At 50.8% G+C, this 22,071-nt stretch carries 28 protein-coding genes; 18 read left to right on the top strand and 10 right to left on the bottom strand.

What is annotated here, in order from left to right; genetic code table 11:
* Positions 1-277 precede the first annotated feature (277 nt).
* Positions 278-421, top strand: a complete 144-nt coding sequence (locus NDI45_RS21315; RefSeq protein WP_190794696.1) for a hypothetical protein — start codon at positions 278-280, stop codon at positions 419-421.
* Here the strand turns inward: NDI45_RS21315 and NDI45_RS21310 are convergent.
* Positions 407-1,252: a TIGR01548 family HAD-type hydrolase gene (locus NDI45_RS21310; RefSeq protein ID WP_348248620.1), complete on the bottom strand. Its 846-nt coding sequence runs from the start codon at positions 1,250-1,252 to the stop codon at positions 407-409. The genes NDI45_RS21315 and NDI45_RS21310 overlap by 15 nt on opposite strands.
* Positions 1,253-1,342: 90 nt before the next feature.
* Here NDI45_RS21310 and NDI45_RS21305 point away from each other — a divergent pair, with 90 nt between their 5' ends.
* Positions 1,343-1,648 carry a 30S ribosomal protein PSRP-3 gene (locus NDI45_RS21305; RefSeq protein WP_190794695.1) on the top strand — a complete coding sequence of 102 codons (306 nt, stop codon included), beginning with the start codon at positions 1,343-1,345 and terminating at the stop codon, positions 1,646-1,648.
* A gap of 166 nt (positions 1,649-1,814) precedes the next feature.
* Here the strand turns inward: NDI45_RS21305 and NDI45_RS21300 are convergent, their stop codons facing one another.
* Entirely contained in the window at positions 1,815-2,588 is a 774-nt protein-coding gene (locus NDI45_RS21300; RefSeq protein ID WP_190794694.1) for an ABC transporter permease, read from the bottom strand.
* A gap of 250 nt (positions 2,589-2,838) precedes the next feature.
* Complete coding sequence (locus tag NDI45_RS21295; protein ID WP_348248619.1) at positions 2,839-3,198, bottom strand: hypothetical protein; 360 nt, start codon at positions 3,196-3,198, stop codon at positions 2,839-2,841.
* 99 nt (positions 3,199-3,297) lie between these two features.
* Here NDI45_RS21295 and NDI45_RS21290 point away from each other — a divergent pair, with 99 nt between their 5' ends.
* The 4 genes from NDI45_RS21290 (at position 3,298) to NDI45_RS21275 (ending at position 5,399) form a co-directional block, all read left to right on the top strand.
* Positions 3,298-3,438, top strand: a complete 141-nt coding sequence (locus NDI45_RS21290; RefSeq protein ID WP_348248618.1) for a hypothetical protein — start codon at positions 3,298-3,300, stop codon at positions 3,436-3,438.
* Between the two features lie 277 nt (positions 3,439-3,715).
* Entirely contained in the window at positions 3,716-4,009 is a 294-nt protein-coding gene (locus NDI45_RS21285) for a hypothetical protein (RefSeq protein ID WP_348248617.1), read from the top strand.
* Positions 4,010-4,121: 112 nt separating this feature from the next.
* Positions 4,122-4,556, top strand: coding sequence for a heavy metal-responsive transcriptional regulator (locus tag NDI45_RS21280; RefSeq protein ID WP_348248616.1), 435 nt, complete (start codon positions 4,122-4,124; stop codon positions 4,554-4,556).
* A gap of 24 nt (positions 4,557-4,580) precedes the next feature.
* The gene (locus NDI45_RS21275) at positions 4,581-5,399 is read left to right on the top strand and encodes a prepilin peptidase (protein ID WP_348248615.1); all 819 of its coding nucleotides are present in this window, start codon (positions 4,581-4,583) and stop codon (positions 5,397-5,399) included.
* 154 nt (positions 5,400-5,553) lie between these two features.
* On the opposite strand, the gene NDI45_RS21270 is transcribed toward NDI45_RS21275, so the two are convergent.
* Complete coding sequence (locus NDI45_RS21270; protein ID WP_348248614.1) at positions 5,554-6,144, bottom strand: GNAT family N-acetyltransferase; 591 nt, start codon at positions 6,142-6,144, stop codon at positions 5,554-5,556.
* A gap of 267 nt (positions 6,145-6,411) precedes the next feature.
* On the opposite strand from NDI45_RS21270, the gene NDI45_RS21265 reads away from it, so the two are divergent.
* The 6 genes from NDI45_RS21265 (at position 6,412) to nadA (ending at position 12,350) form a co-directional block, all read left to right on the top strand.
* Positions 6,412-7,686, top strand: coding sequence for an MFS transporter (locus tag NDI45_RS21265; protein ID WP_348248613.1), 1,275 nt, complete (start codon positions 6,412-6,414; stop codon positions 7,684-7,686).
* A gap of 113 nt (positions 7,687-7,799) precedes the next feature.
* Positions 7,800-8,768, top strand: a complete 969-nt coding sequence (locus NDI45_RS21260; RefSeq protein ID WP_348248612.1) for an SGNH/GDSL hydrolase family protein — start codon at positions 7,800-7,802, stop codon at positions 8,766-8,768.
* 126 nt (positions 8,769-8,894) lie between these two features.
* Positions 8,895-10,112 carry a 4-hydroxy-3-methylbut-2-enyl diphosphate reductase gene (locus tag NDI45_RS21255; RefSeq protein ID WP_348248611.1) on the top strand — a complete coding sequence of 406 codons (1,218 nt, stop codon included), beginning with the start codon at positions 8,895-8,897 and terminating at the stop codon, positions 10,110-10,112.
* Entirely contained in the window at positions 10,112-10,762 is a 651-nt protein-coding gene (locus NDI45_RS21250; RefSeq protein WP_190791344.1) for a TVP38/TMEM64 family protein, read from the top strand. The genes NDI45_RS21255 and NDI45_RS21250 overlap by 1 nt, the downstream gene beginning before the upstream one ends.
* A 227-nt stretch (positions 10,763-10,989) precedes the next feature.
* Positions 10,990-11,202: a hypothetical protein gene (locus NDI45_RS21245; protein ID WP_190791343.1), complete on the top strand. Its 213-nt coding sequence runs from the start codon at positions 10,990-10,992 to the stop codon at positions 11,200-11,202.
* A 167-nt stretch (positions 11,203-11,369) separates the two neighbouring features.
* The gene (gene nadA, locus NDI45_RS21240; RefSeq protein ID WP_348248610.1) at positions 11,370-12,350 is read left to right on the top strand and encodes a quinolinate synthase NadA; all 981 of its coding nucleotides are present in this window, start codon (positions 11,370-11,372) and stop codon (positions 12,348-12,350) included.
* 47 nt (positions 12,351-12,397) lie between these two features.
* Here the strand turns inward: nadA and NDI45_RS21235 are convergent, their stop codons facing one another.
* Positions 12,398-12,865, bottom strand: a complete 468-nt coding sequence (locus tag NDI45_RS21235) for a TerB family tellurite resistance protein (RefSeq protein WP_348248609.1) — start codon at positions 12,863-12,865, stop codon at positions 12,398-12,400.
* 153 nt (positions 12,866-13,018) lie between these two features.
* Between NDI45_RS21235 and NDI45_RS21230 the strand changes: the two genes are divergently transcribed.
* Entirely contained in the window at positions 13,019-13,507 is a 489-nt protein-coding gene (locus NDI45_RS21230; RefSeq protein WP_190792557.1) for a hypothetical protein, read from the top strand.
* A 36-nt stretch (positions 13,508-13,543) separates the two neighbouring features.
* On the opposite strand, the gene NDI45_RS21225 is transcribed toward NDI45_RS21230, so the two are convergent.
* Entirely contained in the window at positions 13,544-13,897 is a 354-nt protein-coding gene (locus NDI45_RS21225; protein WP_190792558.1) for a Spx/MgsR family RNA polymerase-binding regulatory protein, read from the bottom strand.
* Between the two features lie 330 nt (positions 13,898-14,227).
* Here NDI45_RS21225 and NDI45_RS21220 point away from each other — a divergent pair, with 330 nt between their 5' ends.
* The 3 genes from NDI45_RS21220 to NDI45_RS21210 all read left to right on the top strand — a co-directional run bounded on the left by NDI45_RS21220 (position 14,228) and on the right by NDI45_RS21210 (position 16,063).
* Entirely contained in the window at positions 14,228-14,653 is a 426-nt protein-coding gene (locus NDI45_RS21220; protein ID WP_190792559.1) for a hypothetical protein, read from the top strand.
* Between the two features lie 370 nt (positions 14,654-15,023).
* Positions 15,024-15,272: an Asr1405/Asl0597 family protein gene (locus tag NDI45_RS21215; protein WP_190792560.1), complete on the top strand. Its 249-nt coding sequence runs from the start codon at positions 15,024-15,026 to the stop codon at positions 15,270-15,272.
* Between the two features lie 104 nt (positions 15,273-15,376).
* Positions 15,377-16,063 carry a (2Fe-2S) ferredoxin domain-containing protein gene (locus NDI45_RS21210; RefSeq protein WP_348248608.1) on the top strand — a complete coding sequence of 229 codons (687 nt, stop codon included), beginning with the start codon at positions 15,377-15,379 and terminating at the stop codon, positions 16,061-16,063.
* A gap of 274 nt (positions 16,064-16,337) precedes the next feature.
* On the opposite strand, the gene NDI45_RS21205 is transcribed toward NDI45_RS21210, so the two are convergent.
* The 3 genes from NDI45_RS21205 to NDI45_RS21195 form a co-directional block, all read right to left on the bottom strand.
* Positions 16,338-16,781: a CAAD domain-containing protein gene (locus tag NDI45_RS21205; RefSeq protein ID WP_348248607.1), complete on the bottom strand. Its 444-nt coding sequence runs from the start codon at positions 16,779-16,781 to the stop codon at positions 16,338-16,340.
* Between the two features lie 321 nt (positions 16,782-17,102).
* Positions 17,103-17,717, bottom strand: coding sequence for a glyoxalase-like domain protein (locus NDI45_RS21200; protein WP_347277887.1), 615 nt, complete (start codon positions 17,715-17,717; stop codon positions 17,103-17,105).
* Positions 17,718-17,869: 152 nt separating this feature from the next.
* Positions 17,870-18,295, bottom strand: coding sequence for a hypothetical protein (locus NDI45_RS21195; protein ID WP_348248606.1), 426 nt, complete (start codon positions 18,293-18,295; stop codon positions 17,870-17,872).
* Between the two features lie 746 nt (positions 18,296-19,041).
* On the opposite strand from NDI45_RS21195, the gene NDI45_RS21190 reads away from it, so the two are divergent.
* Positions 19,042-19,734: a response regulator transcription factor gene (locus NDI45_RS21190; RefSeq protein ID WP_190792563.1), complete on the top strand. Its 693-nt coding sequence runs from the start codon at positions 19,042-19,044 to the stop codon at positions 19,732-19,734.
* Between the two features lie 26 nt (positions 19,735-19,760).
* Here NDI45_RS21190 and NDI45_RS21185 read toward each other — a convergent pair whose 3' ends face one another.
* On the bottom strand, positions 19,761-21,863 hold the full coding sequence (locus NDI45_RS21185) for a serine/threonine-protein kinase (RefSeq protein WP_190792564.1): 2,103 nt from the start codon (positions 21,861-21,863) through the stop codon (positions 19,761-19,763).
* Here NDI45_RS21185 and NDI45_RS21180 point away from each other — a divergent pair.
* Positions 21,862-22,056, top strand: coding sequence for a hypothetical protein (locus tag NDI45_RS21180; RefSeq protein ID WP_190792565.1), 195 nt, complete (start codon positions 21,862-21,864; stop codon positions 22,054-22,056). The two genes, NDI45_RS21185 and NDI45_RS21180, sit on opposite strands and share 2 nt — an antisense overlap.
* Positions 22,057-22,071: the final 15 nt, after the last annotated feature.

The raw sequence follows: 22,071 nt of genomic DNA, 5'->3' as shown, positions 1-22,071 counted from the left end.
CCAAATCTACTTAGCCTTCAGGTAAGCTATGATACAAGACCGTGCAGGATGGCGGTGAAATTTTTCCCATCAAAATAGCGCATTGCCTGTGCTTGAAACTCCGCATTAGGCTTGACTTTTGTCGTCGTTCTAAGAAGCAGAGGCAGATTAGTTTTTCGGTTAAGGAGAGCTTCTATATTGTTGTTGTACGGATCTTCATGAGAAATTTATCGCACTAACGCAAGCCGCTACCTAGAATTTTGGTAATTAGACCTGTTAGCGGATTTTTAGTGTCCCTATGAAGATCCCCCACCCCAAATCGACGGCTGGTGAAGGTGGGCAGCTACCGACACCTCAGTGGGTGAGCCAGGTCGGGTTAGAGTGGCTTCACCGTATTGTTGTCCGCTGGTTAACTGCCCAGCAGCATTCAGGAAATCGCTGAACCAACAAGCTCAGCCACCTGGTCAGGATTGAGCTGCTCAATGTTGGGTAGAACGATCGCTGCTCCTGCTTCGGTCAGCTTTTGGCTGTAGGACTGGCGATAATCGGCTGACTGTTCCTGTAGATGGGGTGGCAGAATTCCGACGCCGATCCACGATCGATCGGGCTGCTGAATCTGCGCTTGCTTCATGGTGTGCATATCAGCAACTGTATCCCCGGCGTAGAGAACGGGGAGATTTGCAGTGAGCTGGTCACGAACTTCAAGCTGCCGCACCGCCTGAAATAATCCAGTGGGGTCAGGCTTTCCAGGTGCATCTTCCATTGCAACGAGAATTGGCGGTTTCAGTCCTAGCCGCTTTTCTAGAACATACGTTGCAGACCCTCGCGTTGCCCCGCTAAAAAATCCCCAAGAAATGCCCGACTGGGTTAAGCCTTGCAGATAGGCGGATTGAAGCAGTAAGGGTTCGTGACAAATATAGCCATTCCAGTGAACCGGATCAGTGCCTCGATAGCGACTCTGGAAAAAAGTCACGATCGCCTCATAGTTCACGATCTGCGCGGAGCGATCGATTCCTTGTGCCTCAAAGTAGCGATACACCAGCTCTTGAGAGGCTTCCCAATCGTTGTTCCACGTCCCTTCTGCCTTGAGCGCGTCGATATCTGCCTGGTTGGGTCGATAGGCTCCGTGGGTAAACTGCTCGACTGTATCTGCCAGGGCACGACGATAAGAGTTGCCCACATCGCGGATTACACCATCAATATCAAACACCACGATCGCTGAACTACCCGCAGGCTGCACCAAAATACACTCCTTGCTCAAGCTAAACTGCACGATGTCGCTCTTGCAAATGGCGATCGTGGGAACCTGTAGATTACCATAGAGGATTGTAGAAGTTATGGGAACAACGAAACGATCCGGGAGGTGTTTTTGTCCAAGTTTATTCTGAAAGTTCTTTGGCTCGATCAAAACGTTGCGCTTGCAGTGGATCAGGTCGTGGGCAAAGGAACCAGCCCGCTGACCTCTTATTTCTTCTGGCCCCGCAACGATGCCTGGGAGCAGTTGAAAGGCGAGCTAGAAGCGAAGCACTGGATTTCTGAGTCCGATCGAATTGAGCTGCTCAACAAAGCCACGGAAGTGATCAACTACTGGCAAGAAGAAGGCAGACGGCAACCTTTAGCCGAAGCACAGGCGAAGTTTCCTGATGTCGTGTTCACGGGTAGCACCTGATCGTCAACCAATTAGATCAGCAACCAACTGATTAGAAATTCAGCGTGGGGGCATTCATTGCCCTCATTTTTTTGTGCTCAGTTTCTGGAGGCTGGGCTTGTGCGACGAGGATGGACAGATCTCCAAATCAGCGAATTTTCAAAATCGTAAAGTCATGGTCAAAACATCAATACCCGCCTAGTTTTCCCCGCCGCTTTGTCTCCCGCTCTGACCAGCGAAACAGCGTTAAGCCGATCGTCAGATAAAGCGCACCGTTGAGTAAGGCAATTGTTAAACTTGCCCAGTTTAGCCCTTCGCCCCGTGCCATCACCGATCGCAGCAGTCCTGCACCGGGAGCCATCGGCAAGAGCCAGCCCACAAAGCGCAAACTCCCTGTCCAGGTTTCGACGGGAGTGGTGAACAAAAACAGCAGCGCGAACTGAAACACGCTAAGCAACTGCTGCACTTGCTTCAGCAATAAAGCCAGAGAGCCGATCGAAAATGCCAGCCCATACGCACCCATCAGCACTGCCAGCAGCGGCGGAATCAGTGTCAGCGGAAAGGCAAGCTTACTGCCCGTAATCACAATAATCAGCAGCAGAATCGTCAGGTTAATGCCCAGATTCAGCAGCAGGCTGGCAAGCGCACGGATAAAAAACAGTCGCGACGCACCATAGGGGGTGAGAAACAATTGCTCCAGTGTTCCGGTGCGTGCCTCTTGCTGAAGTCCTCCGGCAATATCGCCCTGAATAAACAGCATCAGCGTCCATAGCACATAGCCAATCACGATCGAATCCAGCCGATCGCCAAGTTGAAACGCCGGACCCGCAATATACTTTGCGCTGAGAAATAGCCCGTAAAAAATTATCGTCGTACCAATAATGCCGCCGATCACTTCTGAAGAATAGCGCCGCAGTTGCAGCCAGCTTCGCTGAAGTTCGGCAAAAAAGAGGGGAAGCATAGAATATGGGAAAAAGACAATCGAATCAATCCTTTTTTATCCTAGCGATTTACTCGATCGAGGTTGAGGCAGCTGTCAAAATCAGAAGCTAGCAGAGCGTTCTGGAGTTCGTCACAATCCTTTTTAAACCTTCAATCAATAGAGAACAGCTCTGACGAACAAACTAACGGATCAAAGCGTGAGAGTGCGATCGTCCTCGATATACCTGCACAGCAGCAAACAAGATGAAGGGAGCTAGCAAAGGCAACGCTCATGCCGACTCTAGTAAGATCAAACCGACCACCCAGGAGAACACAAACTGAGTTTTAGGACTTGCATAGTGATGCGCTACATCAGAACAGGCAGGAATAACGAGCAAGGTTGTGAGGATAAAATGGCAGCAGGCAGCACAGAAACGAACAGCACGACTCACGGAGGAAGACGGCATAAAAGCACATTCAGCAGGTGAAGGGAAATCCTGAGGGGCAAATGAAATCAGCGGCAAATCAGTACTGTCAGGAGAATTTTCATAACTTCCGAGAATTGATGCAAAATCTTGTACTGTACTGCGAGGTGCTAATTGCCTGAATTGTTTATCGGACTCTTTGTTCTTGCCCTCTTTGTAGCCCAAATTCGGCTTTACGTTACAACAGCTCGCATTGCCCATCGAAAAGGATATCGCTGGTGTTTCTGGATCTTTGTAGGAAATGGATTGCTGGGACTACCCCTCATGCTCCTCCTACCCGCTGCGAATCAACCGGGATTAGCATTGAAAACTCAACAGCAGCAGCGACAGAAAGGCAATCTGCTCGGAGCCGTATTGACCTGTCTAACCTATGTTTTTGTGCTCTGGTATCGTTCTCGTCGCTAATGGCAAATATGAATGATTTCAGTTAAATAAAGCTTCTTTTGATAAATTCAGTGTGTCTATTAGGTGTCTTTTAAGATTGTTATATTGATTCTTGGGTGCATATACTCATCTTTGGCGAAGGTTTATCTCAGTGTTTCCTGTTGTATTTTCTAACTTAGATAGCCTACCCCCTGCTGCTACTGTTCAGGAGTAATAGGCTCCGCTTACTTACCTAGCCACACGCTACATTAGATAGGTAAAAGATTCCTCAATTGTTCTCCTGCTCAGGAGTCCGACCATGAACTGGACGAGAAAGATTCGATCGCTTTACCGCAAAGAACCCATTACCGGATTCATGCTGACAATAGGCTTGGTTGATGCGATCATTGGCGGAACAAGTGGCTATCAAACGCTGTTGGCGATCGGTCTAGGCACGGTAGGACTGGCGATCGGGGTGCGCTGGAAGCTCATGCAGCAAATTCGCCAGGAACCAATCCAGCCTCAGCCAAAATCGCAGTCGCGTCACGCGCGCTATTTGCTGGATTCGGATGCTCATCTGGCGACGATCGATGTCGATGCTCGTAAAGTTTGAAAGCCAACGAAATGAACGAGATGCCGTCGGGGATTAGAGGGATGCAATCTGAGAACCGCCGCATTTTAGATATTTTGCTCAATCAGCAGCAGGGTAAACCTCAACACAAGCCATGATCACAAGCGGGACAACTCAAGCAGAAAAGCTACTCAAAATTGGGGAAGTGGCATCGGAAAGCGGTCTGCCGATTAAAACGATTCGCTATTACGACGACATTGGCTTGCTGGCTCCCATCGTTGAGCGATCGGACACGGGCTATCGTTTATTCAGGGTCGATGTCCTCGATCGCCTGGCATTTATTAAACGGGCGCAGGCTTTGGGACTGCATCTGAACGAAATTCAGCAGATTTTATCGGTTCATGATCAGGGAGAGTTGCCCTGCGGTCAGGTAAAGCAGTATCTAGAACAAAAAGTGGCTGAAATTAGTCGGCAAATTGAATCGCTGCAAGTGCTTCGATCACAGCTTCAGGGTATTCTGGCTGGGTGGCATGACCCCGCAGAATTGCAGGAAAGCCACACCATTTGTCCGAACCTGCAACCGGAATAGACCTTCGCGCTGGATCGACCGTTTATGGAACTGCTGATTTCAGGCATTTTGAGCCTGCTTGTGTTTGCGATCGGAGCCTGTATCGGCAGTTTTTTGAATGTGGTGATTTACCGAATTCCGGCAGGAGTGTCGCTGCTCTATCCGCCGTCTCGCTGTCCGCGCTGTTTGCATCGGCTGAAACCCTATGACAATGTGCCGATTTTGGGCTGGCTGTGGCTGAAGGGAAAATGTCGTCACTGTCGGACTAAGATTTCGCCGCGCTATCCGGCGATCGAGGCGGTAACCGGAATTTTGTTTGTGCTGGTGTTTTGGGTGTTTAGTTTGCCTCTGCCAGGGTTGGGCTACTGGGCGTTTGTGAGCTGGCTGCTGGCTCTGTCGCTGATTGATTGGGATACGCTGACGCTGCCGAATTCGCTGACCCAATCGGGGCTGATTGCCGGACTGATATTTCAACTCATCGTAGGTTGGGCAAATGCAGGCGTTTCCGGTGCAGCCAATTCCCTCATGATGGGGATTATTGGCGCAGTTGTGGCGATCTGGATTTTCGATATCGTGACCCTCCTTGGATCGATCGCCTTTGGCAAAACCGCAATGGGCGGTGGCGATGCAAAATTAGCAGCAATGATGGGCGCGTGGCTGGGCTGGAAACTGGCTTTATTGGCGGGGTTTCTGGCTTGTGCAATCGGGGCTTTTGCAGGCGGCGGGGCACTGGCGTTGGGATTAATCGATCGTCGTCAGCCGATGCCGTTTGGTCCGTTTTTGGCGATCGGGGCAGGAATTTCCCTGTTTTTTGGGGATGCGATGATTGCTGGGTATTTGCGGCTATTTTTTCCGACGCTGTAAGCTTTAGAAAAAATCGGCAGTAGCTTTCAATACAGCTGTGTTCCAATCGTTTAGCGATCGAGGAAATTATTCTGATTGCTGAGTACAGTCTTGCTAGAGCATGGGAAGGACAAGTCAGGTTTTTTCCCTGTGCCAAATCCAAAGAAGAACAAGTTCAGGAATACGCCCCTTCCCAGGGTCCGATCGCCCGAATCGGCAATTCTTTAACGACCGTTTCTGTTTTGTAGATTTGAAAGCCGCGAGACTGGTAGTTTTTTAGCGCGAATTCTCCATCGAGGCTGCACGTATCGACAAAAATGCGAGTTGCGCTCAAGTTCCAGGCACGATCGATGCCAAGGCTGAGCAAATATCCGCCGATGCCCTTTCCGATGAAGGCTTTGAGCAGTCCGAAATAGGCAATTTTAACGCTGTTGTCTGGCTGTACTTCTAATTCGATGTAGCCTGCTGGAGTGCCTTTAAGGGATGCGACCCAGGTTTCGAGTTCGGGGCGATCGAGATATTGCATCCAGCGATCGTAAGTCCAGTGAAGGCGATCGATCCAGTACCAGTCGCCGCCGACACTGGTGTAGAGAAAGCGGCTCAGTTCTGGAGAGGGAATCATTGCCTGTTCGATTTTTAGATCCTCTGGCTGCGATCGACTCGGGCGAAATTGCGGATTATCCTCAGAGGAAGAATGCTGTGCTTTGAACAATTCCAGATGCCAGATCGTGATATTTGTTTGGCGGGTAGATGAGGTTGAATTCATATCAAATTCCTGCGGTTGTGCCAGGTCAATGCTGCCAGTTTTTCATGGGTTGTCTTTTAAGACATATCATTACAACCCATCTGTTAATTTTCCAGGCCACGGCATTCAGGTCATGGCATCCAGGTCACGGCATCCAGGTTAGGCAAAGCATTGGTATTCAAACTTTATTACTGTTTTTCAGAACCGTTCCCCCACCTCCCCATCTCCTCACCTACCCACTCCCTTCCTCATCTCCTACACTGACAGAGAACACTCTACCAATGCCGCATGAATCCAATTTCCCGTAAATTTCAGGCTCAGTTGCCCAAGCTCAATCGTGCCGTTTGGATTTTGATGCTGGGCAGGCTGCTATCTCAGGTTGGTACTGGGTTTGTGCTGTTTTATGCGGCGGTGTTTTTTGTGAATGAGGTGGGGCTATCTGCGACGGCAGTGGGAATTGGCATTGGCAGTGAATCGATTTCGGGGGTGTTTGGGCGAATTATAGGTGGGCTAATGTCTGACTCGCCGCGCTGGGGACGACGCAAGACGTTGCTGTTATCGGCAGCATTTTCGGCTGTGGCAGATATTATGCTGGCACTCAGCTACAATTTTCCGACATTTTTGCTGAGCAATTTGCTGATGGGGTTGGGGGTGGGGCTGTATTGGCCCTCAATGGAGTCGGCCGTGGCGGATTTAACGGCGATCGATCAACGCAACGAGGCTTATGCGCTGACCCGGCTTGCAGATAATTTGGGTTTGGCGTTGGGAGTCGTGTTTGGCGGGCTGCTAATTGGCGCGACGGGAGCGTTTCGGCTGCTATTTTGGATTGACGGCATCTCGTTTGTGGTGTTTTTGGGCATTATCCATGGGGCAATTCGGGAAACGCTGAACGTCGATCGCGCGACGAAACAAATCTGGCGGGGTTGGGCTGTGGCTCTGCGAGATCATCCGCTGCGAATCTATGTCGCGGTTAATGTTTTGTTTACCACTTATCTGTCGTTGCTGAATACGGCTCTGCCCCTTTACCTGACGAACTTTGTGGGATTCGGACAGCGTTCAGGACAGGCGGCAAACGGTGAGGCAAATTTTACTGCCCTGAGTTTGCTGTTTACCTGGTATATTGTGCTGGCTGCGCTGCTTCAGCTTCCAGTGGCTCGTTGGCTCAATCGCTATACCCATCCACAAGTGTTGAGTGTGTCGGCGGTGTTTTGGGCGATCGGCTTTTTGCTGGTGTGGCTAACGGGAAGCTTACCGGGAGGAACGGCACTCTGGGCTGGGTTGAGCGTCGCGGTGATGGCAATTGCAACGATCGCTTATACGCCTGCGGCTTCGGCACTGGTGGCAAATCTTGCGCCTGAGTCTATGCGAGGTGTGTACTTATCGATTAATTCGCTTTGCTGGGCAGTAGGCTATTTTATTGGTCCCATCATAGGCGGCTGGGCAATGGGTCAGTCGATCGAGATTGCCCACTCTTTCTGGCTTGTGGGAATTGGGAGTGTGGGGGTGGCGATCGGCATTCTGGTTTACCTCGATCGCTCGCTCAAAAGCCGCGCCTGGAATTAGCTTGATTGCCCTCATCTTGAGTCTGATTGTTGTCAGGAGAAATTAGCACAACAAAGCAGAAAGTTCAGGTTATGATTGGCGATGTCTTTTAGATCGCGTCTGTAAGGTTCGGCGTGCAAGATAAACATTCCCTGCGACGGGTCAGCCAGCGTCGGCTTCGCGCAGTTCGTCAATTTCTGCTGTTTTCGTCGGTGCGGCTCCGGTGGTCACTGCTGCCGCGTTGGGTATTTTTGTCTCTGGCAATGAATGGGTTTCTGGCGTTTGTGCTGTTGACAATGCTGCGATCGCTCGAGATGCCGCTTCCCTCAGGTGCCCGTGCGAATCAAGCCGCGCAAGCCACCACATCGTCTAGCACCACATTGTCTAGCACCACATCGCCCCGCAATCAGGCATCAACGGTTTCGATGGATTCCTCCACAAGCCTGGAAGCAAACCCTCGACGGCAATTGTCCTATGAGGAGTGGATCGAGCAGCTCGGACGCGAAGCCAAAGCGATCGCCCAGCAAAAACCCAAACGGCTTACCGTCCTGGCAGGCGACTCTATTAGTCTCTGGTTTCCCGTCGAGATGCTGCCGCGAGAGCGAGTCTGGCTGAATCAGGCTATTTCGGGAGAAACGTCTGCGGGTCTGCTTAAGCGTCTGGATTTATTTGGAGAAACCGCGCCCGAAACAATTTTTGTGATGATTGGCATTAATGATGTCATCCGAGGCGTAAACGATCGCACGATTCTCGCCAACCAGCAAGAGATTGTGCGCGACCTGAAAGAGAGCCACCCCAAAGCGCAGATTGTGCTTCAGTCGATTCTGCCCCATGCCGGAGACGCTGCCACCTGGGAAGGACGCGATCGGCTGCTGGCAATTCCAAATCGCCGCATTCAGGAACTCAACGACGAGCTAGAGACGATCGCCCGCGAGGAAGGCGTTTATTTCCTCAACCTTTACCCCATCTTTACCGACTCCGCCGGAGACCTGCGGATGGAATACAGCACAGACGGTCTGCATTTGAATCCTAAAGGCTACGAGATTTGGAGCGTTGCACTGCAAGTGTATGGGCATGAATTGCTGGAGCCTGAGTTGCAGTAGTCTGTGCAGTAGATAGTTTGTGGGGTAGATAGTTTAGCGGCGGATAGTTTGTGCGGCGGAAAGGTCTGGGAGTGAAGGGTAAATCTGATACGCTGAAATTGGCAAGGAGTTTCGCAGCAAGACGGCATGGATACCAAAGCCTTTAAACGATCGCTCAATCAGTCTGAACAGTATCACCGCAAAGGATTTGGTCATGCGGAAGAGGTGTCTGGACAGATGGAGTCCGAGTATCAGAGCGAGCTGATTCAGCAGATTCGGACAAACCAGTATTCCCTGACGCGGGGCGATGTGACGATTCGACTGGCAGAGGCATTTGGGTTTTGCTGGGGCGTGGAGCGAGCCGTGGCGATGGCGTATGAAACGCGGAGGCACTTCCCCAACGAGCAGATCTGGATTACCAACGAAATCATTCATAACCCGTCGGTGAATCAACGCCTGGGGGAAATGAACGTGGGCTTTATTCCGGTGGAGAAGGGTAACAAGGATTTTTCGGTGGTCGATTCTGGCGATGTGGTAATTCTGCCTGCGTTTGGCGCGAGCGTTCAGGAAATGAAGCTCCTGAGTGAGAAAGGCTGCACGATCGTCGATACGACCTGTCCCTGGGTATCGAAGGTGTGGAACACGGTCGAAAAGCACAAAAAAAGCAGCTACACCTCGATTATTCACGGCAAGTACAACCACGAAGAAACCGTAGCGACTAGCTCTTTTGCCGGAACCTATCTGATTGTGCTAAACCTGGCAGAAGCGCAGTATGTATGCGACTACATTCTACAAGGCGGCAACCGGGATGAGTTTATAGCAAAGTTTAGCCGCGCCTGCTCTGCGGGATTCGACCCCGATCGCGACCTGCAATCCCTCGGCATTGCCAATCAGACGACAATGCTCAAAGGCGAAACCGAGCAGATCGGCAAACTGTTTGAGCATACGCTGATGAAGAAATACGGGCCCGATCGCCTGAATCAGCATTTTCTAGCGTTTAACACCATCTGCGACGCCACGCAGGAACGGCAGGACGCGATGTATCAGCTCGTCAAGGAAAAGCTCGACCTGATGGTGGTGATCGGTGGCTACAACTCCTCAAACACTACGCACCTTCAGGAAATCGGCATCGAGTACGACATTCCTTCGTATCACATCGACAGTCCCGATCGCATTGGTCCCGGCAATCAAGTACAGCACAAGCCCCTGCATCAAGACTTGCAGATTGAGGAGAACTGGCTACCCCCTGGCAAGATTACGGTTGGGATTACCTCTGGAGCCTCTACGCCCGATCGCATTGTGGAAGCCGTGATCGAGCGAATTTTTGAGATAAAGGGAGCTGTTCCTGCCCTCACTGAGGCGTAATGCTGGCGGCACTTCCTCTGCAAGAAACCACAAAACATTTGTTGGAGGCGATTCAACAGTCTAACTGGGGAGCAATCCAGTTTATTGTCCTTTATAGCTTGACTACCGTTGCGTTTGTGCCCGGATCGCTGCTGACGCTTGGTGCAGGCGCAGTCTTTGGGCTGGTGTGGGGATCAGTCTGGGCATTCCTGGGGGCAACGATCGGCGCAACGCTGGCATTTCTGATCGGACGCTACGGAGTTCGGGGTTGGGTGAGCCGCCGGATTGCAAACGATTCGCGCTTTCAGGCGATCGATCGGGCGGTAAGTCAGTCGGGGTTTAAAGTTGTACTGTTGTCGCGGCTGTCGCCAATTATTCCGTTTAACCTGCTCAACTATGCGTTGGGCGTGACGGGTGTATCGCTGAAGGATTACGTGCTGGGCAGCGTCGGTATGATTCCGGGAACGGTGCTGTATGTCTACTTAGGGTCGATCGCCGGAAGCCTGGCAAACCTGGGAACGGCTCAGCTAGCCAATTCTAAACTGCAGTGGGCAGTCAGGATTATGGGTTTGATCGCGACGATCGCCGTCACCCTTTACATTAGCCGGATTGCGCGTCAGGCGATTGAAAGTGTGGCTGCGGAAGAAGCTGTTTTAGGCGATCGGCAATGAGCGGAAGTTGGAGACGGAATACCCCTGATCCAAACGACCCTTAATTCAGGAGAAACCCCTTCTCAACTCGCTTTCAAAGCCTCCCAATCTTGGGGAATTTAGGGGGAAATCTAGAAGATTCGAAACTGAATTACGCAACCTAATCACGCAACTGATCAGGCGGCCTCTAAATCGATCGATTCCACCAGACTTAACTTAACCTCTACCAACTGAACAGGGATAACGCCATGAACAGCGACGATTTAGCAAAATATCTAGAAGCAACCGACAGCATCTCAAAGCCCTGGTTACTCGCTCAGTTGCGGCTGCAAAAACTAAAAGAGCGGCGGGAAGACCTGACTCCTGGCGAATACGAGCAAGAACTCACAGACATTCACCAGGATTTGATGAACCTGGGCGAGTGGTGGGTCGGACACGAAGAAGAACAATTCGGTTCGTAGGGAGTCAGTGAGTAGGGAGTCGGTGAGAAAGAGTAGCCCTACCGCGTCAACAGGCGGCAACGGAATTTATCTGGTACTTTTGGTAAAAACAACTATAATTGTTGACATCACTCCTTCAACGAGTGAGCTTTTCAACTGCAAGACCCAGACAAAACTCAGAATTTCCCGTGTTTACAACTGTACTTTCTCACCAAAATTCTGCCGTTTCCCAAAGGGAAAATCGCATTCCGTTTGACCTCGTTGGCACGATCCAGGCGTTGAAGCAAGAGCTAAACGCTGTCATTCTGGCGCACTATTATCAAGACCCAGAGATTCAGGACATTGCTGATTATTTGGGCGACTCGCTAGGACTTTCTCAGGAAGCCGCCAAAACCAGCGCAGATGTGATTGTCTTTGCCGGAGTTCACTTTATGGCAGAGACGGCAAAAATCCTCAATCCCGATAAGCTGGTGCTGCTGCCCGATCTAAACGCAGGCTGTTCGCTGGCAGATAGCTGCCCTCCGGCGGAGTTTGCCCGTTTTAAGGCGGCTCACCCAGACCATTTGGTGGTGTCTTACATCAACTGCACAGCAGAAATTAAGGCGATGAGCGATATCATCTGCACTAGCTCAAACGCTGTCAAAATCGTGTCGCAAATCCCCGCCGATCAGCCGATCATCTTCGCGCCCGATCGCAACCTAGGACGCTATGTAATGGAGCAAACCGGACGAAATCTGGTGCTGTGGCAGGGAAGCTGCATCGTGCATGAAACCTTCTCGGAGCGCAAGATTATTCAGCTCAAGATGGAACACCCGCAGGCAAAGGTGATTGCCCACCCTGAATGTGAACCCGCCGTTCTGCAACATGCTGATTATATTGGCTCGACGACGGCTCTGCTGAACTACGCGCTCAAGGGCGAAGCCGATCGCTTTATCGTTGTCACCGAACCCGGCATCATTCACCAGATGCAGAAAGCCGCTCCACACAAAGAATTTATTCCCGCTCCGCCACAAAATCAGTGTGCCTGCAACGAGTGCCCCCACATGCGGCTCAACACTTTGGAGAAGATTTACCTGGCAATGAAAAATCGATCGCCTGAAGTCACGCTCACCCCTGAGATTCAGCAGGCGGCTTTGCATCCGATTCGGCGGATGTTGGAGATGAGTTAGAAGGGCGGAGGGATATTTCAACTGATCCACCCATCCCCCTTCTGCCTTCAAGCAGAACTCCCCAACCGCTCTGTCAACAAATCAATCAGATCATCTTTTTTATCTAAAGCGTCGATCTCGAACTCGATTTGTTTAACTTTCTCTGAGGGCAGGTTGAGGGAGCTAATCAGTTTTTCGTAAGCAGTGGCTTCTTCCTGGTTGATTTTGGCTTCGCTGGGAACGCGAGAACTCGATCGAATCACTTCGTAGGCTAGGCGCAGCACCAGCTCTTTTTCTTCTTCAGTTTGCAGCTTAGGTAGGAGTTCATCCAGGGGAAGGTTTTGCATCATGTAATCCTGGAGTTCTTGGTGAAGCTGCTGCTGGTGGCTATCGCTGGCAAACAGTTGGCTGAGGCGATCGAGCAGAACATTCACTTCTTCGGTTGTCAGTCCACCATCTGACCAAGCCATTGCGGTGGCAATTCGCAGAATGGTCATTTGTTTAGGGGAAATTGGGGGAGGGGGCGTTTGAACCATGAAAAATTCCTCCTGGTGTCAAAGTAAAAAGTGAGCTTAAACGTGAAGCGAGCATAACAATTGCTCACAGGCTAGCATGAGGAATTTGAGCGATCGTCTGTCTTTAGCTTGTTATTAAAAGCTAAGAAAAGAGTCAGGAAAAGGACACAGGAAATGGTGTGGAAAACGGTGGCGGGTGTGGTTGTTGCAGGGCATCAGATCGCGTCGGGGCGATCGAAGGAGAGTCCTTATCCCAGGGGCAGTATCGAGATGCAGATACCGTTCTTTAAAGAACTAGGCTTAGATTTATCGAGCGATTATCCCGCCACGCTGAATGTGTCGCTGCGCCCGGCTCAGTTTGTTGTGCAAATGCCCCAGTACACATTTCACGGCGTCAAATGGTCGCCCGAACACGCGCCGGAAGATTTCTCCTTTTCGCCCTGTCGCCTGAGCTATTACTCGCGCATTTATGGCGGATGGGTCTATTACCCGCGCCCGGAAACGAAACTGGGTCATTTTCAAGACCCCGGCACGATCGAGCTAATCCTGCCCAGAATTCTAGGCATTCAGTATGGCGATCGGGTAGAGGTCAGCATTCGATCAGAAGAAATTTTGATTGTGCGGGAAGGGGAAGAGTCAGTTTGGAACAACGATCAGCCGTGAACTGGTCTCGCCCCCAAGACCCTTCAAGCAAACCCTTTAAGGCTGGATTCTGGCTCGAATTGCCTCCGCATCGCGAAACCCCACCGCGATCGCCTGACCATCCTGAACGAACAGCGGTCGCTTCAGCAGCATCACATCCTGGGCAAAAGCATCAGTCCACTGTGCCTCTGTCCAGCCATTTTTCTCGTCCCCCAGCGCCCGATAGGCTTGCCCAGAAGTATTTCGCATCGGCTTTGCTCCCAACGCTTGAACCCAGGATGCGATCGCTTCCCGCGAAGGTGGATGCTCTTTGGTATTCACAAACTCGTAGTTGAGCGCGTGATTGTCTAGCCACTGCAAAGCCTTTTTGCAGGTTCCACAAGTAGGAATGCCATAGACGGTAAGCGTCATTGTCTTTCTTCTAAATAAATGGGTGGATAGGGAGATAGGTGGATAGGTGGATAGGTAGTAGGCGAATAAAATTTCTGCTCCCAATACTAAAAGATAGCCTCTTGCCCGACTCAAATCACCCCTCCTGACCCCTTCAACTCCTCATCCGCGCATTCTACCCCTCCACCCCTTCGCCCCTCTCCCACTCCACTTTCGCGCAATTCAGCCTAAGCTGGGAATACTGGGAACAAGGCTTGTCTGACAGTTCAGCAGCCCGTCGCACTGAGAACTATGTGGCAACGGTTGAAAAACTGGAGAAATTGGTACCGGGGATTCAAGGCTTATAGGGCAATGAGTCCAGATTTGCAGGTGCGTCGTCGAGTGCGGCAACAGCTCGATCAGCGTCCTTACCTGATCGAACAGGAATGGATTGAGCAATACTGTCAACCAGAGGGAATTGCTGTACCGATCGCCCTCTTTGCCTATACTCATCTCCAGCAATACTCTGGTTTAGAAATCGGACGAGTGCGGCTCACCGATCGACTGGAAGCAGATCTGCACTGGAGCCAAATCTGCTGGTTTGATTGGATGTTTACCCTCAGTCAGGACTTCTGGCAAAGTTTTGCAATTGATATTGAAGAACTGCTTCACGACTCAGACTTTGACACGGTAGGCGATCTGCTGAGCTTCCTGAGCGATCGTTGGACAGCTCATATAGCCGATACAGAGCAATCAGAGCAAGGGCGAATCGAAAAATTTCCTACTCAGGAAGTCTAAATTGAACCAATGAAGTGAGCAGCACCAAGAGAGCGTATAACAGACGCATCAGGGTGACTTTTCAGGATTTATCAGACTGGTCGAGCGGTTTTGTTGCTTCTAATTGCGAATTGTTTGCAAAAGAAGCGATTGCATCGTACATTAGATGTCAGGAGTTATTGATTAAGATTCTCAATAAGTGCCGCTCGAAGATTTCCTGGATCGGCTTAGTTTGAGGGTGGACTGATCAAAGCTCTGCTGAAAACTTCCTCTTTTAACGGGAGTTTTGCAGAGGAAGATGCTGCGTCCAATCGTCTAACTCCTTTTCTATCCAAGTTAGAAATACGCTTGCACTACGCCGCAAATTTTTATCAGAACGACGCTCACACTCATGGAACAGGCTCATTCCCAAACCGATCACGCTCAGGTCATTTCGTGCGATCGCAGTGCCCGCTGGCAGGTTTGCCACAGGCTTCAGGAACTCGATATTTGCTGTGACTGTTTAGCTGATGGTAGGCTGCGGGTTCTTGCTAACACTCCCGTTGCGCTTATGCAGGTTCGCAGCGTTTTGCAGCAGTGGTCAATGTCGCGTTCTGCACTGGTGGGGCAGCTCGAAAAATGCTGGCAGTGCTCTGGCTAGTGCCGTTAAAAATTTGTGCTAAAACTTTGCAGTTTGAACCTTTTTAAGATCATCACTTTTCAGTCTTTCGACCTAATCTATCCTTTCTCTTCTTTCTACCTAAAATGACTCAGTGTTTTACTTCGCGAACAGTTGATTTTCGGCTTGAAGGGCAATTTCTGGGATTTGCTTTGGGCGATGGTTACAAACTTAAGTATCTGCGGTTGGCAACCGATGACGGAGAGCAGCAGATTAAACTGTCGAAGTCAATTCGTCCCCTGCTGTATCGATCGCTCCTACCGGGAATGCGAGTTGAAGTATTAGGTAATCAAAAGTGGAACCTTGAGAAAGGCTCGGTGAAGCGCAAAGCCTATCAGGTGAATCCGCTGACGCTGGATGAAAGCTCCTATAGCACGCTGCGCGAGTCTCTTGGTGAGTTAACAGGTACATTGACGGTCAACGGGTCAACTACGATCGTGAAGCCGATGGAACCACCGATGGAATCATTCGTTCAGCCATCGATTCAACCGCCCACTCCTTCAGAAGCTCCAAAGGCAAAAAATCAAAAGAGCTGTATTTTTGTTTGCGGTAAATCAGATTGCTGCAAAAAAGGAGGACGGGCAGTAATCGCATCGCTTCAGGAAGAATTGAGCGATCGGGGACTAGATCAGGAAATTACGATTAAGCCAACGGGCTGCATGAAACGCTGCAAGGCGGGTCCCAATGTGGTGATGCCGGACAAAACACGCTACAGCAAAATTTCAGCCAAAGAAGTGCCCACGCTCCTGGACAAGCACTTCCCAAACGCATAAGGGCGCTTTGAGGAATTTAGGGTGGGGGATTTAGGGGGCAACGGATGAACTGATGCAACTGCTCAAACGACCCCTGAGAGTGAGTGCCTATCCATCTCGATCGATTCAATAGCAGTACTACACCAATAGTGGCATTACAAACAGAAAGGGGCTTTAGCCCCCTTTTTTTGATCGTTAGAAACCGATCGCTATCTTGTATTGTTTGCTTGTATTGTTTCTCTCTCAAGGCGCGGACCAGGTGGGCAGTACCCACCCCATCAAACTATGAAACTTCCTAGTCAAACTTGCCCAGGACTTGCTCTTTCAGCGCGTTAAAATCTCTGCCCAATTCCTGACGATTGGAGGCTTTCCAGAGATAGCGATAGACAAACCAGGCAGTATAACCCATGCCCACCAGCTCAAACAGAGGAGCCAGCAGGGGAATGTCGTTGATTGCATCCAGAATGGCAAGCAGCAGCTTAGCAGCAACGATCGCGCCAAAAATTAACCCAACCGTGACGATCGGGCGTTTGTATTCCCCGAAGAAGTCAGTCAGGTAGTCAGGCAGATCTGCCAGGAATGCAGAAATCTTCTCCCCAATCTGCCGCCACTGTTCATTGGATGCATCGGTAGAGGAATAGTTTGCCAGCGTGCCTGAGTCGTCGGTGCTAATCGTGACGTTGACGTTTTCAGCACTGTAACCAGGAGATCCAGCTTCTTGCTTCACTTCAGGCTCCATAATGATCCCTTGAACCTAAACAACTTTTATGAGATGTGAGAGGATATCCCTAGCGAGGGTAAGACCTAACTAGCTTACTAAAACTCTTGTCAGGGATGAGTCGCGAATATCAGGATTTAACGAACCTACTAGACACTAAATCAGACTTTCAAGAATTGCAAGTTCCTGAGAGGTATTTTCGGGCATAGATAAGCTTTGCTCACCGATCGATGGATTTAAAATAAACAGGCTCGGCTATTTCAACCTGTCTCGGTTCTCTATATTGCTCACTCTTTCTCTTAATTGCAGCTTCTCTTAATTACAGCAACGAATCCGGCGAGTTTAGTTAGAGACCTCCGCCATTTCGATGATACGACCGTCGTAGTCCTTCACCAGGAAGTTGAGCGGCTTTTCCCGACGCAGCTTGTATTTCACGCCATAGGATTGAACCCGCATTAAGAGTTGCTCTAGACAGTCGCGGTCGAAGCAGACGTGACGCTGGCGATCTTTTGGTCCGAGTCCTGCCCCCGAAACAATATGGAGCTGGGTGTTTTTGCGAAGCTGATACCACAGCCCTTCGGAGTACTGATAGCTCTCGTTGGATCTGCCCAGGCTCGCGGTTGAGCCATAGAACGGGTCGATGCCTGCGGTTCCGAGCGTCTGCTCGTAGTTGTAGTAGTAGTGCAAGGGCACATCAGCAGCGGGCAGTTCCAGCATTCCCTCATAAAATCGCCGTGCCAGTTCCAGGTCAGACACCATTACGGTGTAAACCTTGGGCGCACTGGTGAGAAACATCCACATTGCTCCTGCATAGGCAACCAGAAGCATGACCATGACCCCCTGCGTGGAGAGCAGACTATCCAGGGGCAATGCGGGCAACAATCCACCAATCAGGGGCACAAATCCGGGCAGGTGATGCAAAGCAGTTTCCCCCACGGGGTAAGCGGCAATGAGCATGGACAAAGAGCTTATTTCTAACAACAGCTTGACGCAGAGATCTGAAAAAGGGATTGGACTTTGTTCCTACCCTTTTCTCCCTAGTCTATCAAGACTATCTTAGTCCCGACTAATTGGATTGAGTTTGCACCGTTGGGAGCTTTACGAATTCTTCAGGCAGCAGTCCAGGCGCGAAGCAGCAACCGTCGGCCCAGTTCAATATCTTTGGGGGCACACTGCCAGTCAGGATGTCCGGTCATCAGCAGGCTATCGAGGGTTTCTTGATCAAACAAATGCCAGACAGGTGCTTTAGAAATCTGAGTTTCGATCGCGTAGCAGTTTGGGCTGATGCAGTGAATTACCAGAGCGTCTGCGGTGCGGGTCAGCGTCATGCGATCGCCCGGTTGCAGGGCACGAAACTGGCGAAGCAGCGATTTAAATTCGGTTAAGGAAGGCGCCACAATCCCAGGAATCGCCACAGTTGCTTCCCGCTCACCATTGGTCCAAATCCAGTAGTTCCGCGCCGGGTCGATGCCTTCGAGCCAGGGCAGTTCATCATCTAAGCGATAGCGAGGAGCCAGAGGAAAGTGAGGAGTCATGGTGGGTTGTCCTAGTCCATCGGGAGATTGGAGATGTCCAGAACTGTCTACGCTTGCAGAAATTCGCAGGCTGCAATTTAACGCTTAAGTTTTGGTTTTTACCAGATTCGGGGATCACTTCCCGAAAAATCAATTTAACTTAGTAAAATTTATTGAACCTATGAGTAAAACTGACGATCGTGAAGCAAAGTTCCCCTAATGACTCGCCAGCTTTGGGGCTAAAGCGTAATTCCATCAATCAAACTTTGCTTCTATCGGTTGACTGACAGAGGCAGTTTGAGAACTAAAGAGGCGGTTTGAGAAGTATCTGAGGTGCTCCATTGCCCCTTACATTTCCCAATTGTGGAGAACTTTGGGAACGATAATTTTGAGGACGATAAGGAGAGTTACTCTTTTCCAGAGTTTACGGCTGTCTACCCACAAATTTAGACAAATTCAGAATGAGGGAGAATTCTTGATAAAACGTCCCCTAACCTCTCAACTTAAAGACACTAAACTAATCAAGGTCCCCCAGCATTAGGAAATTTAGGGGCTGAACAAACCTGAACAAAGCTCAAACGAAGCGGATTCGACGACTGGTAGAGATTAGGCAGCAGAATTGAAAGCGGTTTGGGCAACGATCGCGATCGTTCAAAACATTCGCTAACTGGCTTTGGATAGACTCTTAGAACAGGGAAATTCGCTAGAGTGAGAAATATACTGAGTTAGCTCCTCAGTTCGCCCCTTGTGAGTTAGCAAAAGGAACTATGGCAGGTCAGCTTTTGTTGGTAGATGATGAGCCAGGATTGCGTCAGGCAGTGCAGGCATACCTGGAAGATGAAGGCTTTACGGTGCAGACTGCGAGTAATGCCCGCGAAGGCTGGGATTTGCTACAGCGATCGTCCCCCGACCTTGTCATCACAGACATCATGATGCCACAGGTGGATGGATACCAGTTTCTTCAGCAAATGCGCGATGACCCCCGGTTTGAGACGCTGCCTGTGATTTTTTTGACGGCAAGGGGCATGACGACCGATCGCATTCAGGGCTACAGTGCCGGAGTCGATGCTTATCTCTCGAAGCCGTTTGACCCTGATGAATTGGTGGCTGTGATCACGAATTTGCTGAGCCGCCGGGCAGCCCTCAACAAAGCCGCCTCCGACAGTGAAACGCCTAACATTGCGGACATGGCGAAACAGATTGCCGAAATTCGCGCCATGCTCAACCAGCGCGGCGGCATTGCTCAAACCCCTGCCCCGATCAAGCACGACTTTACGCCCCGCGAACAAAGCGTTTTAGAACTCGTGGCAGAAGGCTTGATGAATAAGGAAATCGCACGTCGCCTTGATACCAGCGTTCGCAATGTTGAAAAATACGTTAGCCGCCTTTTTAGCAAAACAGGAACCAATAGCCGGACAGAACTGGTGCGCTACGCGCTGGAGCATGGGCTGACCCAGTAGCAATCTGAAGTCGCAATCTGAAATTCTTACTGAGTCGCAGGGCGGGGAAACTTCCAGATTTTAATGTCGTGGCTACCGCTGCCGCTGGCGATCGTTTGTCCGTCGGGACTGATGGCAAAATGCCGAACCTCAGAGCCGTAGCCCGTCAGTCTTTGCATTAGCTCTCCAGTCGGGACGTTCCAAATTTGCACCGTACCCTCTGCACTTCCGCTCACCAGGGTTTGGCCATCGGGACTGAGCCAGAGCGGATTAAAAAAGCTCGTTCCGACCAGGGTGCGAATCGTTTGCCCGTCGCTGAGATTCCAGATCCGAATTGTTTTGTCGGCGCTGCTACTGATTGCTTTTTCTCCGTCTGGCGTGATCACGATCGCATTCACAAATCCCGTGTGTCCGGTGAGGGTTTTTTCGACGGTTCCGGTTGCCAAACTCCATACTTTAAGGGTGCGATCGGTGCTGCCGCTCACCAGGGTTTGACCATCGGGACTGAAAATGACGCTATTGACAAAGCCCGTATGTCCGATCAGGGTACGAGCCAGCTTTGCGGTCGGCAAATCCCAGATTTTGATCGTGCTGTCGGCACTGCTGCTCGCCAGGACTTGTCCATCCGGGCTGACATCAAGCGCATTGACATAGCCTGTATGACCTAGCAGTGTATGCACTAGCTTGCCCGTTGCCAAGTCCCAGATTTTGATGGTGCGATCGGCACTGCCGCTAATCAGGGTTTTGCCGTCGGGGGTGAGGGTGAGGGCGTTGACAAAGCTTGTATGGCCTGCCAGGGTGCGGAGGGTTTGTCCGCTGGTCATATCCCAGATGCGAATGGTGTTGTCAGCACTGCCGCTAATCAAAGTTTTGCCGTCGGGCGCAATCACCTGGGTATTAATAAAGCTGGTGTGACCCTTGAGATCACGATCGACTGTAATTGCCTGTGTCACGGCCGTTGAATGTTGCCGACCTGTCACCTGCCAGATGCCATATCCACCCAGAGCCAGGAGGAGCGCGATCGTGCCGCCCCAGACCCAGCATTTTAAACCTTTTTTACCAGGCAGAATCAGTGAATAGCCCGGAGCCTGAGCTAACACTTGAACCGATCCGCCCGTTGCCATTCCGGGAGTCGTTCCGGGAGTCGTTTCAGGAGTCGTTTCAGGAGTCGTGGGTGCGCTGAATTGCTGCCATGCAGTGGACTGAATGAAAGTTGGACTGGTGGAGTTGACCGGAGTTTGGACAAGCTGATGCAGACTGTCGAGCAAAGCACGGGTATCTCTGGGACGATCGCTTGCTTTGGGGGCAATCAGGCGATCAATAAAGTCAGCAAAGGCGGGCGTGATCTGAGGCGCAAACTGCCGCCAGTGAAACTCGTTGTTCAGCGAATCATACATTCCGCCATCGGTCGGCTGTTTCCCGGTTAATAAATAAATGAAAGTGCAGCCCAGCGCGTAAAAATCTGACTGCGGTACTGCCTGGCCTTTTTCCTGTTCCGGCGGGGTGTATCCGGCAGAGCTGATGCGCGTAATTCCGCCCGTTTTGCCTAACTGCGCCAGGTAGGTATAGGTCATCTCACGCGCTGCGCCAAAATCGACCAGAACCACCTGCCCACTCGATCGCAGCATAATATTTTCGGGCTTAATGTCGCGATGAAAATAGTTGTGCTGATGCACCAAATGCAAAATCTCCGCAAGCTGATGGAGCCACTGTCGCGCCTGCTTTTCGCCGATCGGATGGTTGCCCTGCTGCCGCATCCATTCCCGCAGATTGGGACCGTCGATCTTTTCCATCACAATGCAGTGCAGCACTTCTCCGGTCTGGCGCGGCTTGTACTGAAAGTAGCCATCTGGCTCGATCGATGGAATGCCAGAGTGATGAAGCTGACTCAGCACCACTGCCTCTTGCTGAAACAGGTCAACTGCTTTTTCGTTGTTGCTATAGCTGTCTTTCAGGATTTTGAGAATTTTGGGAACGCTGCGCTCAAACGCTTCGTACACCTTACCAAAGCCACTCTTGTCGCTCAGTAGCCGCATCACTCGATAGCGTCCTTGCAGCACTAACTCTGAGCCACACGCCTGACAGTAATGATTGCCCCCATTCCCAGGATGGTCGGGCTGAGGACAGCGCGGATTAATGCAAAGACTCATGGCAGACCCCCCGAAGACGCATCCACACGATCGCACCCTTAACTCAAAAAATTATCTAAACCCCATTGAACCCAAATTAAGCCAGGTCAGACCACCAGGTCAGGCACAGGAAGCGCGATCGTTCTACTACGATCAAACTATACTCCTCCAGTTGATAGGTCGAGAAGATCACGTCACAGTTGTAGAGAATTGATTCTTCAGTGCATCT

It is taken from the genome of Leptolyngbya sp. GB1-A1 (assembly GCF_039962475.1).
GTDB lineage: Bacteria > Cyanobacteriota > Cyanobacteriia > Elainellales > Elainellaceae > Leptolyngbya_A.
Note: the sequence above shows the minus strand (reverse complement) of the source record. Positions and strands in the feature narration are given on the sequence as shown.

Excerpts from the sequence above, each read along its gene's own strand:
- NDI45_RS21315 (WP_190794696.1), top strand. The coding sequence starts at position 278 with ATGAAGATCCCCCACCCCAAATCGACGGCTGGTGAAGGTGGGCAGCTA.
- NDI45_RS21300 (WP_190794694.1), bottom strand. The coding sequence starts at position 2,588 with ATGCTTCCCCTCTTTTTTGCCGAACTTCAGCGAAGCTGGCTGCAACTG.
- NDI45_RS21290 (WP_348248618.1), top strand. The coding sequence starts at position 3,298 with ATGCTCCTCCTACCCGCTGCGAATCAACCGGGATTAGCATTGAAAACT.
- NDI45_RS21285 (WP_348248617.1), top strand. The coding sequence starts at position 3,716 with ATGAACTGGACGAGAAAGATTCGATCGCTTTACCGCAAAGAACCCATT.
- NDI45_RS21280 (WP_348248616.1), top strand. The coding sequence starts at position 4,122 with ATGATCACAAGCGGGACAACTCAAGCAGAAAAGCTACTCAAAATTGGG.
- NDI45_RS21275 (WP_348248615.1), top strand. The coding sequence starts at position 4,581 with ATGGAACTGCTGATTTCAGGCATTTTGAGCCTGCTTGTGTTTGCGATC.
- NDI45_RS21270 (WP_348248614.1), bottom strand. The coding sequence starts at position 6,144 with ATGAATTCAACCTCATCTACCCGCCAAACAAATATCACGATCTGGCAT.
- NDI45_RS21265 (WP_348248613.1), top strand. The coding sequence starts at position 6,412 with ATGAATCCAATTTCCCGTAAATTTCAGGCTCAGTTGCCCAAGCTCAAT.
- NDI45_RS21255 (WP_348248611.1), top strand. The coding sequence starts at position 8,895 with ATGGATACCAAAGCCTTTAAACGATCGCTCAATCAGTCTGAACAGTAT.
- NDI45_RS21250 (WP_190791344.1), top strand. The coding sequence starts at position 10,112 with ATGCTGGCGGCACTTCCTCTGCAAGAAACCACAAAACATTTGTTGGAG.
- NDI45_RS21245 (WP_190791343.1), top strand. The coding sequence starts at position 10,990 with ATGAACAGCGACGATTTAGCAAAATATCTAGAAGCAACCGACAGCATC.
- NDI45_RS21235 (WP_348248609.1), bottom strand. The coding sequence starts at position 12,865 with ATGGTTCAAACGCCCCCTCCCCCAATTTCCCCTAAACAAATGACCATT.
- NDI45_RS21230 (WP_190792557.1), top strand. The coding sequence starts at position 13,019 with ATGGTGTGGAAAACGGTGGCGGGTGTGGTTGTTGCAGGGCATCAGATC.
- NDI45_RS21225 (WP_190792558.1), bottom strand. The coding sequence starts at position 13,897 with ATGACGCTTACCGTCTATGGCATTCCTACTTGTGGAACCTGCAAAAAG.
- NDI45_RS21220 (WP_190792559.1), top strand. The coding sequence starts at position 14,228 with ATGAGTCCAGATTTGCAGGTGCGTCGTCGAGTGCGGCAACAGCTCGAT.
- NDI45_RS21215 (WP_190792560.1), top strand. The coding sequence starts at position 15,024 with ATGGAACAGGCTCATTCCCAAACCGATCACGCTCAGGTCATTTCGTGC.
- NDI45_RS21210 (WP_348248608.1), top strand. The coding sequence starts at position 15,377 with ATGACTCAGTGTTTTACTTCGCGAACAGTTGATTTTCGGCTTGAAGGG.
- NDI45_RS21205 (WP_348248607.1), bottom strand. The coding sequence starts at position 16,781 with ATGGAGCCTGAAGTGAAGCAAGAAGCTGGATCTCCTGGTTACAGTGCT.
- NDI45_RS21200 (WP_347277887.1), bottom strand. The coding sequence starts at position 17,717 with ATGCTCATTGCCGCTTACCCCGTGGGGGAAACTGCTTTGCATCACCTG.
- NDI45_RS21195 (WP_348248606.1), bottom strand. The coding sequence starts at position 18,295 with ATGACTCCTCACTTTCCTCTGGCTCCTCGCTATCGCTTAGATGATGAA.
- NDI45_RS21190 (WP_190792563.1), top strand. The coding sequence starts at position 19,042 with ATGGCAGGTCAGCTTTTGTTGGTAGATGATGAGCCAGGATTGCGTCAG.
- NDI45_RS21180 (WP_190792565.1), top strand. The coding sequence starts at position 21,862 with ATGGCAGACCCCCCGAAGACGCATCCACACGATCGCACCCTTAACTCA.
- NDI45_RS21185 (WP_190792564.1), bottom strand. The coding sequence starts at position 21,863 with ATGAGTCTTTGCATTAATCCGCGCTGTCCTCAGCCCGACCATCCTGGG.